11 protein-coding genes are annotated in these 16,338 nt (G+C 39.8%); 7 read left to right on the top strand and 4 right to left on the bottom strand.

Annotated features, from left to right (window positions below):
- Nucleotides 1–25: 25 nt before the first annotated feature.
- Genes HMPREF1532_RS01370 through HMPREF1532_RS01360 form a run of 3 tightly spaced genes read right to left on the bottom strand, consistent with a single transcriptional unit; the run spans nucleotide 26 to nucleotide 5,686 of the window.
- Nucleotides 26–2,188, bottom strand: a complete 2,163-nt coding sequence (locus HMPREF1532_RS01370) for a S46 family peptidase (protein WP_025819164.1) — start codon at nucleotides 2,186–2,188, stop codon at nucleotides 26–28.
- 29 nt (nucleotides 2,189–2,217) lie between these two features.
- Nucleotides 2,218–4,383, bottom strand: coding sequence for a S46 family peptidase (locus HMPREF1532_RS01365; protein WP_005923807.1), 2,166 nt, complete (start codon nucleotides 4,381–4,383; stop codon nucleotides 2,218–2,220).
- Between the two features lie 52 nt (nucleotides 4,384–4,435).
- On the bottom strand, nucleotides 4,436–5,686 hold the full coding sequence (locus HMPREF1532_RS01360) for an anaerobic sulfatase-maturation protein (RefSeq protein WP_005923804.1): 1,251 nt from the start codon (nucleotides 5,684–5,686) through the stop codon (nucleotides 4,436–4,438).
- A gap of 235 nt (nucleotides 5,687–5,921) precedes the next feature.
- On the opposite strand from HMPREF1532_RS01360, the gene HMPREF1532_RS01355 reads away from it, so the two are divergent.
- From HMPREF1532_RS01355 to HMPREF1532_RS01340, 4 genes are all read left to right on the top strand, one after another.
- Nucleotides 5,922–6,650 (top strand): DUF4369 domain-containing protein, encoded by a 729-nt coding sequence (locus HMPREF1532_RS01355; protein ID WP_025819163.1) that lies wholly within the window; start codon nucleotides 5,922–5,924, stop codon nucleotides 6,648–6,650.
- Between the two features lie 44 nt (nucleotides 6,651–6,694).
- On the top strand, nucleotides 6,695–8,410 hold the full coding sequence (locus HMPREF1532_RS01350) for a tetratricopeptide repeat protein (protein ID WP_005923799.1): 1,716 nt from the start codon (nucleotides 6,695–6,697) through the stop codon (nucleotides 8,408–8,410).
- A gap of 164 nt (nucleotides 8,411–8,574) precedes the next feature.
- Nucleotides 8,575–8,955 carry a DUF3244 domain-containing protein gene (locus tag HMPREF1532_RS01345; protein WP_005923796.1) on the top strand — a complete coding sequence of 127 codons (381 nt, stop codon included), beginning with the start codon at nucleotides 8,575–8,577 and terminating at the stop codon, nucleotides 8,953–8,955.
- 9 nt (nucleotides 8,956–8,964) lie between these two features.
- On the top strand, nucleotides 8,965–9,864 hold the full coding sequence (locus HMPREF1532_RS01340) for a hypothetical protein (RefSeq protein WP_005923792.1): 900 nt from the start codon (nucleotides 8,965–8,967) through the stop codon (nucleotides 9,862–9,864).
- 149 nt (nucleotides 9,865–10,013) lie between these two features.
- Here the strand turns inward: HMPREF1532_RS01340 and HMPREF1532_RS01335 are convergent, their stop codons facing one another.
- Nucleotides 10,014–10,772, bottom strand: a complete 759-nt coding sequence (locus HMPREF1532_RS01335; RefSeq protein WP_005923789.1) for a lysophospholipid acyltransferase family protein — start codon at nucleotides 10,770–10,772, stop codon at nucleotides 10,014–10,016.
- Between the two features lie 301 nt (nucleotides 10,773–11,073).
- On the opposite strand from HMPREF1532_RS01335, the gene HMPREF1532_RS01330 reads away from it, so the two are divergent.
- The 3 genes from HMPREF1532_RS01330 to HMPREF1532_RS01320 are packed head-to-tail and all read left to right on the top strand — an operon-like array spanning nucleotide 11,074 to nucleotide 16,194.
- Nucleotides 11,074–12,945 (top strand): ATP-binding protein, encoded by a 1,872-nt coding sequence (locus tag HMPREF1532_RS01330; protein WP_005923786.1) that lies wholly within the window; start codon nucleotides 11,074–11,076, stop codon nucleotides 12,943–12,945.
- Between the two features lie 11 nt (nucleotides 12,946–12,956).
- A complete protein-coding gene (locus tag HMPREF1532_RS01325; protein ID WP_005923783.1) occupies nucleotides 12,957–14,912 on the top strand; it encodes a sensor histidine kinase in 1,956 nt (651 codons plus the stop codon).
- Nucleotides 14,913–14,940: 28 nt separating this feature from the next.
- Nucleotides 14,941–16,194 carry an exonuclease SbcCD subunit D gene (locus HMPREF1532_RS01320; RefSeq protein WP_005923781.1) on the top strand — a complete coding sequence of 418 codons (1,254 nt, stop codon included), beginning with the start codon at nucleotides 14,941–14,943 and terminating at the stop codon, nucleotides 16,192–16,194.
- Nucleotides 16,195–16,338 lie beyond the last annotated feature (144 nt).

Below are 16,338 nucleotides of genomic sequence, written 5' to 3'. Positions count from 1 at the left end.
TCACTAATCACCAATCGCTGAACCGCTAATCACTGATATCCATTTCTTTTATGATATGTGAAGCTCCTGCATATTTTTCGATGATAAAGAGTGTATAGCGAATGTCTACACAGGCTGCACGTTGAGAAGAAGGGCGGAAGGCGATATCACCGGTAAGACCTTCATAGTTACGGTCGAAACCGGTACCTATCAATTGTCCTTTTCCATTGAATACCGGACTACCGGAATTTCCTCCTGTATTATCTGTATCTACAATAAAGCAAACCGGCATTTCGCCATTTTTCATGGCATAGCGGCCGTAGTCTTTTGCTTCGTATAGCTGTTTCAGTTTGGCAGGTACGACAAATTCCCAGTTGTCGGGGTCTTCTTTCTCCATGGCACCTTTCAAGGTCGTGTAGTATTGGTATACGGCTCCATCGGCCGGTTCGTATGAGGCCACTTTGCCATAGGTTAATCTCAGTGTGGAGTTTGCATCCGGATAAATCGGGATACCGGCTTCTTTACGCATGTCCATCATTCCTTTCACCCAAATCTTATGGGCGGCATCATAGTTTTTATTGGCGTCATGCATGGCTAATGCTGTTTGCATCAATCCGTCTGTGATGGAATATTTAAAGAGAATCATCCAATCCTTATCCATCTTATTCAAGCTTGGCTTTTTAAGGAATTTCTCGAAATTCTCTTTATTTCCAAAAATAGAATATTTGAAACAGGCATCTATAAACGCATCGCTGTTTCCTTTGAAGCGGGTGTCTATCACTTTGAATATGCCAATGCGCTGATCTTTCGGTATATAACCCATGTAAGTTTTCAGCATCTGTTTTCCTACCAACTTTTCCACTTCCGGGAAGGGCACGGAAGCAAAATACTTCTCACCCTTTTCTTTTAAGTCATCAAGGGCCTTTTGGATTTTTTCCTTGTCTTTTTTCTCCAGTGCCGCAGTCAATGCCGTAGTAGATGGTATTTTCATGAAATCCAACGCAGTAACCAGTGCTTCGTTGATAGCTTGCTGGTGGTACATTGCATCTCTGCGGTGGGCTACGATAGAGCGTATTTCATCGAATGCTTTTTGGTAAGAGTCATCTCCTTTTTCACGCCCGCGTGCCAAAAGTTGCTCTTGTTGGGCACGCTTGGTATCCAACACTTTCAGACGGACCAAACCTTCATTCATACCGATTGCATTTTTCCAGTAATTGGCGGAAGAGGCATATTTGCTGGCATAGTGAATACGTACGGCCGGATCTTTCAGCATTTGTTCCATTAATACCTCTTGACGTGCGCCGCGAACATGATGACGCATGAAGTTGGTGGTCTGCATACGTTCTTCCACTTCATCGGAAATCATATAGCGCCAGTTACGTCCCGGGAATCCCATAACAAAGGTAAAGTCACCTTCCTGTATACCTGCAAGACTGATTGTCAGGTGTTTTTTTACTTTCAAGGGGATGTTCTCTTTCGAATACTCTGAAGGGTTACCGTCTTTATCGGCATAGATACGGAACAGAGAAAAATCTCCTGTATGACGAGGCCACATCCAGTTGTCTGTATCAGCACCGAATTTGCCTATTGAAGAAGGAGGTGCTCCTACCATACGGATATCGCTATACACTGTTTTTACGAAAAGATAATAGCGATTGCCGCCATAGAAAGCCTTTAACTCTAATTTGGTTGCCGGGGTTACTTCAATGTTTTCTGCTTTGGCAAAACGTTTGGCTACTTTCTCCAGATATTTGGGAGAGAGATAATTGGTCCCATCCGGATCTTCATCTGTTTTTAACTGTTCATTTACATAAGGGGTAACGTCTAAAATACGGTCGATAAAGGTGACAGTCAATCCTTTGCACGGCAATTCTTCATTCCTGTTCATTGCCCAGAATCCATTTGTCAGGTAATCATGCTCTACACTGCTGTGTTGCTGGATAGCTCCATAGCCGCAATGATGATTAGTCAATACCAGACCTTCTGCCGAAATAACTTCACCGGTACAACCGCCGCCAAAGTGTACAACTGCATCCTTGAGGGCAATTCCGTTGGGGCTATATACTTCTTCAATCGGTATTTCCAGTCCTAATTCTCTCATGACGGCGGCATTCTGTGCCTGTAAATCGGTCAACATCCACATACCTTCATCGGCACGGGCTGTGAAGACTGCAAGAGAAAGGACGGCTATTAATAATTGTTTTTTCATCAATAATAACGGTTTCACATATTGAATAATTATTCTACAATGGTCATTTCGTTAATCAAATGTCCGCAACCACCCAGTTTCTCGAGGATGAAGAGCACATAACGAATATCCAGGTTGATACAACGCTGCAGGTCATTATCGAAATTGATATCTCCACTCAACGACTCCCAGTTGCCATCAAATGCACAACCGATCAGCTCACCGTTTTCGTTCAATACCGGGCTTCCTGAATTACCTCCGGTAATGTCATTAGTGGACAGGAAGCAAACCGGCATGTCACCGTTAGGCATGGCATATCTTCCGAAGTCCTTTTTCTCGATTAATTCTTTTAATTTGGCAGGTACGTTGAATTCCCGGTTTTCGGGGTCTTCTTTTTCAATGATACCGTCCGTTGTCGTATAGAATTTATAGAACACACCGTCTCTCGGGCTGTATGGTTTTACATTCCCGTATGTCAGACGGATGGTAAAGTTTGCATCGGGATAAGAGGGAACAGGAAGTTTCATCTCCTCCAAACCACGGATATAGGTTTTATGCAAAGAAGCCAATTTTTCGTTTTCCGCTTTGAGTGCAGAACTGAGTGACATCAGACTTTCATATTTTGCACGCGAATATTGAGTAGCCAAGTCTTTTTTGATGGCTTTTACAGTCGGTTTTTTGATGAATTTATCAAAATTGGCCTGATTAGCCATGATAGACGAATCGTACATTGCGTCGATGAACTTATTGTAATCTCCTTTATATTCTTTTTCAATCGTACTGTAGAAAGCCGGACGCTGTTCTGCAGGAATCATTTCAGCATAAAGCGGGAACAGAACTTTGGCTACTTTACGGTCTACTTCATGGTCATAATCCTTATTGTGTATACTGGCAAAAACGTTTTCCAATACTTTGATGTTGGCATTGACTGCCGAATCATTCTTCTCTTCCAATGCTTTTTCCAGTTTCTCCATGATTTGGTAAGGACTGCCGAACTCAATGGCGGAGAAGAATGATTCTGTCAGGCAAGTGGCCTGATATACAAGAGGAGCAGTGATGGCTACCGCATCATCTATCTCTTTTACTACATTCATGTAAGCCGGATTGTTTTTCTCTTTGGCAAACTTAGCGAAACGTTCTTCCTGCGCTTCTTTTGTTCCCAATACATCATTGTCGATGATGGCTTTGTTCATGCCGATAGAGTTCTTCCAGTAGTTGGAGGAGCCTGCGTATTTGTTGGCGTATTGGATACGTGTTTTGTCGCTGGCGTTCATTACTTCTTTCAACACGTTGAGACGGGCTGTACGTATCCGTATGCGCGGTTCGTTGGTTGAGTTCATTCGTTCTTTTACTTCCGATACGGTAAGGTAACGGCTGGTACTTCCCGGGAACCCCATAATCATGGCATAGTCTCCTTCTTTCAGCCCTTTGAGAGAGATGGCAAGATGTTTTTTGGTTTTTAACGGTACATTACTTGCGCTATACTCGGCCGGTTCACCATTTGCATCGGCATAAATGCGGAACATGGAGAAATCGCCGGTGTGGCGTGGCCACATCCAGTTATCCGTTTCACCACCGAATTTACCGACAGATGAGGGAGGAGCAGCTACCATGCGTACGTCCGGATACACTTTCTTGTAAAACATGTAGAATTTATTGCCTGCATAGAAAGGCAGAGCTTGAGGCACGATTCCCGGTTTGCCGTTCAGATCGCTTTTTTCACAAAGCTCTTTTGCCAACTTATTGAGGAAAGCTGTTGTAAATGATTGAGCTTCTGTGATTTCTTTCGATTCTATTTTTTGATTTACCAGATCGGTAATGTCCTCGATCCGTTCGATAAATGTGAATTTTAAGCCCGGAGTAGGTAATTCTTTGTCTCTTGAAGTAGCCCAAAAGCCATCTGTCAGGTAATCATGTTCTACCGAGCTATGTTGTTGGATAGAGGCATATCCGCAATGATGATTTGTCAGAATAAGGCCTTCCGGAGAGATAATCTCTCCTGTACAGCCTCCGCCAAAGATACCTACTGCATCTTTTAGGGATATCCCGTTTGGATTGTAAAGGTCGTTTGCTTCCAGTTTCAATCCTTGTTTTTTCATCATGTCGATGGAATTTTGTTGTTGCATTAATTGTAACAACCACATTCCTTCATCCGCTTTAGCGGAACCAACAACCAGCGTCATAAGCGCCAGTCCCCAAAGTTTTAGTTTATTCATCTTTTTAATTTATGATTTATAATTGATTTACAATCTATTTACGACTTATGATTTATAATAATTCTCCCTTCTCCATTTTCCCCTCTCCCTTTTTCAGTGCCTCCATTATATTTGCCGGCGGGCGTTGGTTCATCAGTTCTTTTTTCATGAAGTCCATATAAGGGGCTACGTGCTTAAAGAATTGATAATAACCTTTGCATAAGTAATTCAATCCGGATTCTCCGTTGGAAGTTCGGATAAAGCGGTTTTTAGGACATTCTCCATTACATGCAAATAAGAATTCGCACTCTTTACATTGTGTTGGCAGAGAATTTTGTTTCATTTGTCCGAAAGCATTTTGTTTTTCGCTATACATCATTTCTACCAGAGTTTTATTGTAGATGTTGCCTAATTTATATTCCGGAAATACAAAATGATCACAGGAATATACATCCCCGTTAAACTCCATGACACCGGCATGACCACAGTTTTTAGCCATAGAGCACACTCCCGGCTGCTCACCGACCCAGTTGGCGAGTGTAGAGTCGAATAACTGTATGTAGTAATTGCCTACATCTTCTTTCACCCATTCGTCAAACAAAGTACAAAGAAAGTTTCCCCATTGTTCCGGAGTGACTGAGAAATCAGCGAGCTTTCCTTCTTCCTGTTCGGCAAGTGAAGCCAGTTGACGTCCGTCGGCATGTTCGAAAATACGTTCTACGATAGGGGCAAATTGTATATAGTGACAATCGAGTTCTTTGAAAAAATGATAAAAATCTAATGGATAATCGGCATTATAATCGTTGACTACCGCCATTGCATTCCATTGTACATCATGTTTCTTGAGTAGATTGATACCCTGCATTACTTTTACGAAAGAAGGTTTTCCTTGTTTATTCTTCCGGTATTCGTCATGAAATTCTTGTGGCCCGTCGATAGACACGCCTACCAGCCAATTGTTTTCGCGAAAGAATTCACACCATTCATCCGTCAGCATTGTGCCGTTGGTTTGTATGCAATTGTCAATAGTGCGTCCCCGGCTGTATTTCTTTTGCAGTTCCATCGCTTTTTTATAGAAAGAAAGCGGGCGCATCAATGTCTCTCCACCATGCCATGTGAAGAGTATTTGTGGCATTGTTTGCGAGTTAATGTATTGCTCTATGAATTTTTCAAGGAGTTCCTCGCTCATTACATGTTTCGGATTTTCTTTGTATAATTTGGATTTTTCTAAATAGTAACAATAATCGCATGCAAGATTGCATACAGCTCCGACAGGTTTTAGCATCACGTAGAGCGGTTTGGCAAAGGGGGCATAAGTTGACATTCTATCTCTCTGTTTACGAATTATAAATTATGAATCATGAGGCTTTTCTATTGACTATTTGTCAAGTCATAGTCTGCAAATTTAGGTAAACTAAATGAAAATACATACCAAAAACAGATGTTTATAAGGATTATTAAAGAAAAGAGTCTTACAAATTTTAAATATTGATAAAATGTTTCATTCAAATCTGAATCCGTTGTACCTTTGCAGTATGAAAATCTATAAACAGATACGTGTGAATAAGTTTTTGCCTTTATTGTTTTTCCTCGTGATCTTTACTTCCTGTAGCCGTAAGTATAAGATTGAGGGGGTATCATCGGTGAGTAGCCTTGACGGTAGAATGCTGTTTATAAAAACTTTGGAGGACGGAAAGTGGGTGAAAATAGACTCGGCGGAGGTAATTCATGGCTTGTTTACGATGAAAGGTGTGGTAGATTCCATCATGATGGCTACTCTTTATATGGATAATGAGGCTATTATGCCTTTGGTAATTGAAAAGGGTAATATCAAAATAACGATTGCTAATACCGAATTGTCGGCAGAAGGTACCCCGCTCAATGAAGCTCTTTATGATTTCATCGATAAGAAAAATGCGATGGACATAAAGATTGAAGAACTTGAACGTAAAGAGGCGCGTATGGTGATGGAGGGAGCGGACTTGGCTGATATCCATGAACAGTTGACTAAAGAAGGAGAAGCGTTGGTCGATGATATGAATCGGTATGTGAAAAAGTTTATTTCCGATAATTATGAAACTGTCTTAGGACCGAGCGTCTTTATGATGTTGTGTAGTAATCTTCCTTATCCAATAATGACTCCTCAGATAGAAGATATAATGAAAGATGCTCCTTATTCCTTTAGAATGAATAAAATGGTGAAAGAGTTCATTTCTAAGGCGAAGGAAAATATGCAGCTTATTGAAGAACATCAACGTTTAGAACAAAACGCCTCTGTCGGTAACTGAGTTAGGAGTTTTTTGCGTATTTTTGTGCAAAACTCGAATAGACTATGTTACGACAATATGCTTTTAATCTTATACTCCTGTTTATATTACCATTGTGGGTAATTTCGTGTCAGAAAACTCCGGATTTTGTTGTGCAGACTCTCTCTTCTGCAGAAAATTGTATGGAGGCACATCCGGATAGTGCTCTCAATCTATTAAAACGTATTCCAAATCCTGAAAGCTTGCATGGCAAGGCACAGGCTATGGATAAGAATTACATAAAGCCGGAGTCCGATTCTTTAATTTCAATAGCTGTAGGATACTATGGCTCTCTTGATGATCAATGGGTTGCGAAAGGGAAGTCATTCTTTTATTATGGAAGGGTAATGAAAGAACTTAATCGCCCGGAGGATGCTATGAGGTACTATTTAAAAGCGAAAAGTATATTCGACGGAAGTAAGGAGTATAAAATGTTGGGACTTATTTCGGATGAGATAGGTACTTTGAATTGGAATCAAGATATAGTAGATGAGGTACTTTCAAACTATTTAGAAGCTTTAAAATATTATGGTTTGGCTAAAGATACTTTATCTATGAGTTATGCACTTAGAAGTATCGGGCGCTATTATCTATCTGTTCATGCTGATTTTGATAATGCATATATGTATTATAAGGAGGCTTTATCTGTTGCTCATGAACATAATTGTAATTCAGAATTGACAATACTTCAAGAGTTAGGTTTATTCTATCGAATGAAGAAAGACTATAAGATGGCTGAACATTATTTGTTGAAAGCTTTAAATTTAGATACTGATATTACTGTTTTTTCTGAAATATATCTTTCGTTAGGCTATACTTATTTGCTAATGGGAAAACAAGCTGAGGCAGAAGTGTATCTGGAAAAAGCAACAACAGTAGCAAATGTCTATACTCAATCAGATGCTTACAAATTACTTTTTAAACTTGAAAAATTGAGAAAGAATCCTTGGAAAGCTATTGAGTTTAAGGAAAAATCGGATTCTTTGAATAAAGAAATTCAAAAAATAGAAGTGAAGGAAGCTTTTGCTAATTTACAAAAGAAATATAAAAATGAAAAATTGCAAAGAGAAAACCTTCAACTTCGTATTAAAAATCAGAATATTTTGTTACTTTGTTTTGTTTTATTCTTTTTGATATTTCTCTGCGGCTTTTATGTTTATTATAAGCATCGCCATAATAAAAAGAGGATGAGAGAGATTGAACAGCAGATTATTGTAAATAGAGAAGAAATTTTGCTTTATCAAGAAGAATTAGCTAACTATCAGCGACTGCAGAGTGAATCAGAAGATTATAGAAGTAAAATAGGTGAGTTGAATGGTAAAGTTTTGCTTTTACAAAGTCAAAATAGAACATTAGTAGAACGTCTGAATTCATTAGGTGGTGATATTGGTAATTCTTGTTCACCAGTGGATGGTAAGTATATATCCATATTCCGTATGTTACTTTCTTTGAAATCCGGTTCTTTTAAAGGAAAATTATCTCGTGATGACTGGGAACATCTGTTTGATTTATTTAATTATTTGTATTTAGGTATTGTTGTTCGTCTACAAGAAGAACATCCTCAATTGACAAAACATGATCTTGAAATATGTTGTTTGCTAAAGTTTGGTTTTACAAATGATGCATTGAAAAGAGTCTTTTTGACTACTTCTGATTCTATAACGAAGGCTAAAGGGCGATTGAAAAAAAGGTTGAACGTATCTCCTCAAGAAGATTTGGATCATTTTATACGAAATTACTAAGAAAATATATTTTCAATTGTCCGGGTGATTTTTTTACCTTAAACTTTAATATGTTGATATTCAGTATATTGTTAATTGGAAGCATTGCGTGATTTGTCCGGGTCGTTTTTTTGCTTTTCTCATAGTGACACCGTACATTTGGGGAAACAAAAAACAATATAATTATGAAATCACGTTTGTTTGTATTATTATTGACGGCATTGTTTATCGTAGGCAATGTTTTTGCCGGTACTCCTCTTGAAGATGAGTTGGTGTTAAAGGGAGAATTTTCTCAAATTGGTGGTCGTTCTGTAAAACCAGAACTCCCGATTTCTGCAACTTTCGAAGGAAATGTCCTGTATGTTGAATTTACTACTCCTGTAGGTAATGTTGATATTGCAATAAAAGATGCGACCCAGAATGTAGTATATACATCTTCTATGGATGTAACTGCTTTTGGACAACAAGTTGCCATTTCCGTGGAAAATTATCAAGCCGGTACTTATATAATAGAATTTAGAAACTCAAAAGATGGTTATGTTTATGGCGAATTTACATTAATGTAATTCATCATTATGAGGAAAATTCTATTTTCTGCTTGTTGTAACACATATACACAGCAAAAAGCCTGTGAAGGTTTGATAAGGCTGTTGAAAGATGGACGTTATCAAGTGGATATGGCAGGAAGCGTCGTAAGAGAGAGATGGAGTTTATATGATCTTGCTTTTGCTTTTAATAAGAGAGGTTATGAGAGAATACAGACGTTACATCCTGCCATTCCTATTATTTATTCCATCTTGGCAGATGATTATGAGGAAGAGTTTATAGGAGGTGCTACTCTATATGAGCATTTACTGTTGATTGCACCCCAAAAAACTCATTTTTGCGGTGACTGTGTTACAGACCTGCTTTTTCCTTTCGTTGAAGAGACGGATGCTTATCTTAAATATCCGTATTCCAAACCCTCTATTCTGGTTGGAGCTGGTAATGGACGTTCGGCATTAAGAACATTCATCGTCTTAAATACTTTAACCCAATATAAGATTAACATCATTTATTCGGGTGAACAGGAACTTTATGAAGTAGGTTATGCGTCTCATGTGACCGTACGTGAAGAGTTTGAATTGGACACTATGATCCAAAACGCCAGTCTTGTTATCGGTAGTAAATATGTAGCGTTACAAGGAGCTTTACATAAAAAGCCCGTTATCATTATTGGTGATTATGGGTCGGGTGGCATATTAACACAGGATAATGTGGTAGACCAATATCACAATTATTTTGCTGGTAAAATTGGTGGAGAACTGGATGAATATTTTTCTCTTGATCAGTTTCAGAAAGAGATAAAATCTGCTTTAAAACTCTCTTCACGTGAATTAGAAACTATATCCGATAAGTTGAGAAAAGAAATGTCGGAGAATAATAAAAAAATATGGGATATAGTTTCATCTTATTCTATAATGCGAGATTCTTAAATCCTTCTGGTTTTCTAAATTACATAATGGGATTTTTTTAATACACACGATTGATTGAGTGGTTGGGAAGTGCGGGAGCATATCCCAGCCCTATTTTTTTATAAATAATTGGATACTAAAAAGGTTCTGATGGGCATGGAAAATGAGGATCAGCGATCTTGATCTTCATTCTTTACCATTCCTTTGTATCTTTCCGGCAATGCACTTTCTACGGCAGCATAGGCTTCTGTCATCGTCTCTTTTATGTTTTCCGGTCCTTTACCCTTGGGGGGAATCGGATCATGGATTGTCAGAATCATACGGTGACGATGAATCCATTTTCCGGTACGGGGAAGAATTTCGAATGATCCGTCTATTGTGATTGGGACAACTGCCAACTGTAAATCGTCTGCCAATTGGAAAGCTCCTTTCTTGAAGTATCCCATGTGTCCGGTGAATGAACGTGCTCCTTCGGGAAATACGACTAATGATACACCGTCTTTCAGCGAGTTTTTGGCCTGTTGTATGGTCTCAAGCACTTTCTTAGGTCCTGAACGGTCTACGAATATATGCCCTGCACTTTCACATGCTTTACCTACGAAAGGAAGTTTGCGGAGACTTTTCTTCATCATCCATTTGAAATTACGCCCTAAAAAACCATAAATAAGGAAAATATCAAAAGATCCTTGATGATTAGGAACGAATATATAAGATGTATGCTTATGTATTTTTTCACGGCCGCGTACCTTTACTGGTATAAGCAGGAAAAGGCAGATCAATTGCGACCATATCTTGCCGGGATAGTAGCCCCAGAAATGTGCTCCCCCTACCAGTGAACCAATGATGGTTACAATGGCTGTGAGAATAGTCAATACTAACAGTATCGGCAATGCAATACAAATCTGATAGATGTAATACAGTATTTTCATGAGTGTTGGATTTTCGAAGGACAAAGATACAGAATCTCTTTTTATTGTCGTGTCTCAAAACGGATAAAAATCAGGGGATATCTAAAATGCTGACGATAATCTGTATTTCTGATGATATATCCAATTTGCATACATGAACGTTATTTATCTAAATAATACTTATAATAAACTTTCTGGAGATTTTTTTTACAGATTCTCATTTCTTTCGGTCAAACTACTGTGAGAGTCTGATATTTTTTATGTAGATTTGTCGATAATTTGTAAGATCAATGCAAACAGAACATACACTTTTTACTGTCTGATGAGAAAGCTACTGAAATATCTGCTGTTGGGCTTCTGTGCTTTGTTTTTAGCGGGCAATGCCACTGCTGCTACTGATGCTGCCGATCAGGTCGGAGAGGATACCGCTTTACAGGGGAAAATCATCCAATCTTTCTGTAACAGTCTCGGCTTTAATGTGCTGGAAGAAAAAGACAGTAGTTTTGTATATGCCGATAGTCTGTTGGATATACTCGAATTGCATGAACAATTTGATTCCTATTTTGAATTGTCCCGAATTATAATAAAATCTCAAATACTCAAAGGGAAGATGGGGATGGCAATTGCCCATAGCGACAGAATGTATTCCAAGGCCAGGGTTTTGAAAGATGTTTTGGGCATGGCCCTTTCTCTCAATGCCATCGGTGAAATTTATACCGCTATTGGAAGGGAAAGAGAGGCAGGTGATGCTTATGAGCGTTCGTTGGCACTTTTTGAAGAGTATGGTGGGGGTGAAACAATGAAAAAAATATTGCTGGTGGAATTGGCCGAATACAATCTGCGTATGAAGGATATAGGAGCGATGGCTAAATATGTGAGGTTGTTAAATCAGTATTCTACTGATAGCCAGTCTGAATTGGAGCAGACGGTGATGTCTATTTTTAATGCATATTATAAGATCCATACAGGAGCATTGGAAGAGGCCGATAGCTACTTGGAAAAAGTACGGAAGCAGCAGGACAAGTTAATACCCGGGCTTTTGGAATATTTTCTGGTGGCAGAGGCTTACTATCTGGAACAGAGCAATGCGCTGGAAAAGGCTTTGGAAATATACGATTACTTTTTCAGCTTGAAGCATGCCGGGAATAATTATGAACTGTATATTAGTACGATGGAGAAGAAAGCACAATTATTGGAGAAGATGGGACGTAAGGAGGAGGCTTTCACTTTGTACAACACTATTTATTCTTATATAAATTCTAAATTTAAGGCGAATTATCCGAAAGAGATTGATCAGCTTTGCGCACGCTTCGAGGCGGATCAACTTACTTATCAGATAACGCAGGACCGTAACCGTTCGCTTCGTTATTATACGATAGCGATCGGGGGATGTGCTCTGGTGCTGGCGTTGTTTATATTTCTCAGCTGGCGAAAGATATTTCGTCTGAAGCAATCGAAACAAAAAATGGAAGAGATGAATAGGAAAGCGGAAAATGCCATTCGTAAAAAGAATCTCTTCCTTTCTAATATGAGCCATGAAGTACGTACACCGTTGAATGCGATCGTTGGCTTTTCCACCTTAATGGCTTCGGAAGAGATAGAAGTGGACGAGGTTTCCCGAAAAGAGTATTGTGAAATTATCAGGATCAATTCATATCAATTGCTGAAATTGATAAATGATATTATTGATTTTTCAGATTTTGATGAAGATAATATCAGTATGACTATCAAGGGACAGGATGCTGTGAAAATTTGCCGTGAAGTTATAGAGACGGTAGCTGCCTCTTATAAACTGCAGGTTGAATTGCGTTTTGACACTTCACTTACCTCTTTAATGATAGATACCGATGATTCTCGTCTGCGGCAGGTGTTGATTAATTTATTGGTCAATGCCACAAAGTTCACCACTCAGGGATCTATTGTTCTGCGGTTAGAGAGAAGCATTGATGATGCTGATATGGCTTTATTTTCTGTGACCGATACCGGATGTGGTATTCCACTCGAAAAACAGAAACTTATCTTTGAACGGTTTGAGAAACTGAATGACTTTGTGCAGGGAACCGGGCTGGGATTGTCTATCTGTCTGTTGATCTTGAAAAGGCTGAAAGGGAAGATTTGGATCGACGATAAGTATACGGAGGGTGCGCGTTTTTGTTTCTTGCATCCGTTGAAGAGTGAATCCAAACTAATATAACGGCTGTTGTCATGAAAAGATTAATCCTGTGTTTCATATATCTTATTTTTCTGTCCGTTAGTCTGCGGGCTGAGAAGAATGAAGGAATTGCTTATCGCGACAGTATTTTGATTTTGGCAGAAAGCATGCCTTCGGATACTGTCCGATTGGCTTATCTTCAAAGTATGGCTTACTGTCATCAGTATTTTCCTTATAACAGATATTTTGCAACCGCCCTTTATGAAGAAGCAAAACGACAGAAGAATATTTTTTATGAAAATGAAGGAGCTTATTATCTGGCAGGTTATTACGATAAAAAGCATGATCCGGACAGCCTGACTTATTGGGTGAATCAGTTGAAAGAACTGGTGTCCGGGGTGGGGACTTATGATTATTACTTGGAACGGAAAGCGGCCATCGGCCGGGCATTGGCTTCTAAAAGGATGATAGAGAAGGCTGTACATGTTACTAAGGAGGTATTGGAAGAGGCCATAGCTCATAATAGCAATAATGGGAAGATCGCTGCATACAATAGTTTGGGGTGTGCTTATTCCGTATCCAGCCGTCCGGAAGAGGCTCTTAAAGTTTTGATGAAGGCATATCATGAGTTTAAACCCGGAACAAAACCATTTTTGAAGGTAGATATTCTTTCCCGGATCACTCAGGTTTACGGGAATGGAGGAGATGACAAGTCGAAGATGCCTTACTTGTGTGAGATGGATAAGACTTTGCAGGAAGTGATGAGCAACGAACCGGAGGCGCAAAATAACTGGACTGATCTGGCGATAGATTGTGAAGTGAAATATGTATTGCATTATTTGAACAGAAGAAAGTTTGAGCAGGCTCTGTTGCATATTGAACGTGCTCAGGAGTTGCTTGCACCCCATGTCGATCCGGTATTCTGGTTGAATGTACAACTGGTTCGCTTGCAGTATTTTTCACGCACCAAGGAGTATGACAAGAGTATTGCTTTTGTTGATGAGGTGACTCCTATCGTATTGAAAGATTATGTATTTATATTCGGAACGCTGATAAACTACAAGGCGATTACCCAGTTTGATAAGGGGGATATTGATGCGGCGATTGAAACCCGTCGTTATCTGGTAAGAACGCAGGACTCTTTAAACAATGCTTTTTCTGCCGACCAGTTGAATCAGGTGAAGGAGATTTATCACATTGACGAACTGTTGCTCGAAAAGCAGAAAATCAAGAATACAAATTATTTGCGGGTCTCTGTCATATTACTGATTCTTTTGGTTTTAGCCTTTTTATTTTACGTTTATACGCGTCATCTTTCCAAAAAGATAGTATTGGCCGAATGTGCCGCTGCCTCTGCGGCGGCACATTCCGAAGAGGATAATATGGCCAAAGAACGATTGAAGATGGAGATCAGTCATGATGTGCGTACTCCGTTGAATGCGGTTGTCGGTTTTGCGGAATTACTGGCCGAGTCAGATGATTTGGATCAGGAGAGTAAGCTGGGGTACGGGAAAATCATACAGGAAAATGCTGAACAGTTATTGGATTATGTAAATAACATATTGGAACTTTCACGTTTAGAATCTGGAAAAATACAGTATGAACAGACAGAAGTAGAAGCAATTGCACTTTGTCGTGAAATTGTCGGTTTTATCAACGGGCAAGTGGAAGATGAAAATGCAAAGGTGGTTTTACAGACTGCCGTAGAGTCTCAGACGATATGTACCGACAGGAAATGGCTGATGTCTTTATTACGTGGATTACTCGTTTCGGGAGAAGGGGAGGATCTTGTAATGTTTTATATAGAAAGAGACGAAGTCGACTCGATGTTGGTTTTTCGTGTGGTCGGTACATTGTTTGCACAAGAAAACGTAAAAGATAAAAAGATATTGATCCGTAATGAAATTAATATTCATTTTATTCGTTATTTTGGTGGTACTTATACAGTAAATGTAGAAACAGATGATGGACCTACGGTTGTTTTTACTTGTCCTTTAGTCGATTTTTGAATAAATGTTTTTGATATAGATATTCCGAATGATACGTATCTTGCATACTGCCGACTGGCATTTGGGACAGACCTTCTTCGGCTACGATCGCGTGGAAGAACATGCGCATTTCTTGGATTGGCTGGCCCGTGAATTAAAAGAAAATGAGATTGATGTGTTACTCATTGCTGGCGATGTTTTTGATGTTTCCAATCCGTCGGCTGTATCCCAACGCATGTTCTACCGCTTTATCCGAAGAGTGACAACGGAAAATCCGCAATTACAATTGGTGATTGTGGCGGGCAATCATGATTCTGCTGCACGTCTTGAAGCTCCTTTACCGCTATTGCAGGAAATGCGTACCGATATCAAAGGAATTGTTCGGCGGCGTGATGGAGAGATCGATTACGATGATTTGATTGTGGAATTGAAGAATCGTAGTGGAGAAGTGGAAGCTCTCTGTTTGGCAGTACCTTTCCTGCGGCAAGGAGATTATCCGGTGGTGGTAACTGATGGGAATCCCTATGCGGAGGGGGTAAAGGAACTTTATACGCGTCTGCAAAATCGGGCGATGGAACGGAGAAAAAAGGATCAGGCAATAGTTGCCGTCGGTCATCTGCAAGCTACGGGGTCGGAAATTGCAGAACGTGATTTCAGCGAACGAACCATTATTGGAGGTTTGGAATGTGTCTCACCCGACACTTTTACAGAGCAGATTGCTTATACGGCTTTGGGGCATATTCATAAATCCCAGCGTGTGTCGGGACGGGAGAACATACGTTATGCCGGTAGTCCGTTGCCGATGTCGTTTGCAGAAAGGGATTATCATCATGGCGTAGTGATGGTGACTCTTGCCGAAGGATGGGCTGTGGAAATAGAGAAGCGGGAATATACTCCATTGGTTCGTTTGCTGAGCGTGCCGAAAGGAAAGGCTGTCAGTCCGGAGGAAGTACTGGATGAACTTGCCCGGTTACCGTTACAGATGGAAGAAGCCAAAGGTAATTCTCACTATCCGTATTTGGAAGTGAAAGTACTGTTGACAGAACCGGAACCGATGCTTCGACAACAGATAGAAGAAATACTGTCTGACAAAGCTGTTCGTCTGGCACGTATTGTTTCGGTATATCGACAGGCTAAAACAGACGTGAGGGAAGAAGAAGCATTGGTGGCTACCGGATTGCAGGAAATGAACCCTTTACAAATACTCAAGATGACTTTTGAGAATACTTACCAGACAGAAATGCCGGAAGAGCTGGAACGGTTGTTTGAAGAAGCGGTGAGGGAAGGGGGAAAGGAGAATTGAGCGGGGAGAAGAATGGAGAGAAGGGAAAGGAAGCGGGGAGAAATGTCTGGCAGATGATGGTACAGTTGATAGGCAGATTTTTTCATTCTTTCATTTTATTCATTATTCATTCTCCAATTGGCATATTGGCACATTGAATTATTG

The organism is Bacteroides salyersiae WAL 10018 = DSM 18765 = JCM 12988 (assembly GCF_000381365.1).
GTDB lineage: Bacteria > Bacteroidota > Bacteroidia > Bacteroidales > Bacteroidaceae > Bacteroides > Bacteroides salyersiae.
The sequence above is the reverse complement of the archived record's forward strand: the minus strand, read 5'-3'. Positions and strand labels throughout refer to the sequence as shown.

Bases quoted from the DNA above. Each gene is read 5' to 3' on its own strand.
- HMPREF1532_RS01370 (WP_025819164.1), bottom strand. From the start codon at position 2,188: ATGAAAAAACAATTATTAATAGCCGTCCTTTCTCTTGCAGTCTTCACA.
- HMPREF1532_RS01365 (WP_005923807.1), bottom strand. From the start codon at position 4,383: ATGAATAAACTAAAACTTTGGGGACTGGCGCTTATGACGCTGGTTGTT.
- HMPREF1532_RS01360 (WP_005923804.1), bottom strand. From the start codon at position 5,686: ATGTCAACTTATGCCCCCTTTGCCAAACCGCTCTACGTGATGCTAAAA.
- HMPREF1532_RS01350 (WP_005923799.1), top strand. From the start codon at position 6,695: ATGTTACGACAATATGCTTTTAATCTTATACTCCTGTTTATATTACCA.
- HMPREF1532_RS01345 (WP_005923796.1), top strand. From the start codon at position 8,575: ATGAAATCACGTTTGTTTGTATTATTATTGACGGCATTGTTTATCGTA.
- HMPREF1532_RS01340 (WP_005923792.1), top strand. From the start codon at position 8,965: ATGAGGAAAATTCTATTTTCTGCTTGTTGTAACACATATACACAGCAA.
- HMPREF1532_RS01335 (WP_005923789.1), bottom strand. From the start codon at position 10,772: ATGAAAATACTGTATTACATCTATCAGATTTGTATTGCATTGCCGATA.
- HMPREF1532_RS01330 (WP_005923786.1), top strand. From the start codon at position 11,074: ATGAGAAAGCTACTGAAATATCTGCTGTTGGGCTTCTGTGCTTTGTTT.
- HMPREF1532_RS01325 (WP_005923783.1), top strand. From the start codon at position 12,957: ATGAAAAGATTAATCCTGTGTTTCATATATCTTATTTTTCTGTCCGTT.
- HMPREF1532_RS01320 (WP_005923781.1), top strand. From the start codon at position 14,941: ATGATACGTATCTTGCATACTGCCGACTGGCATTTGGGACAGACCTTC.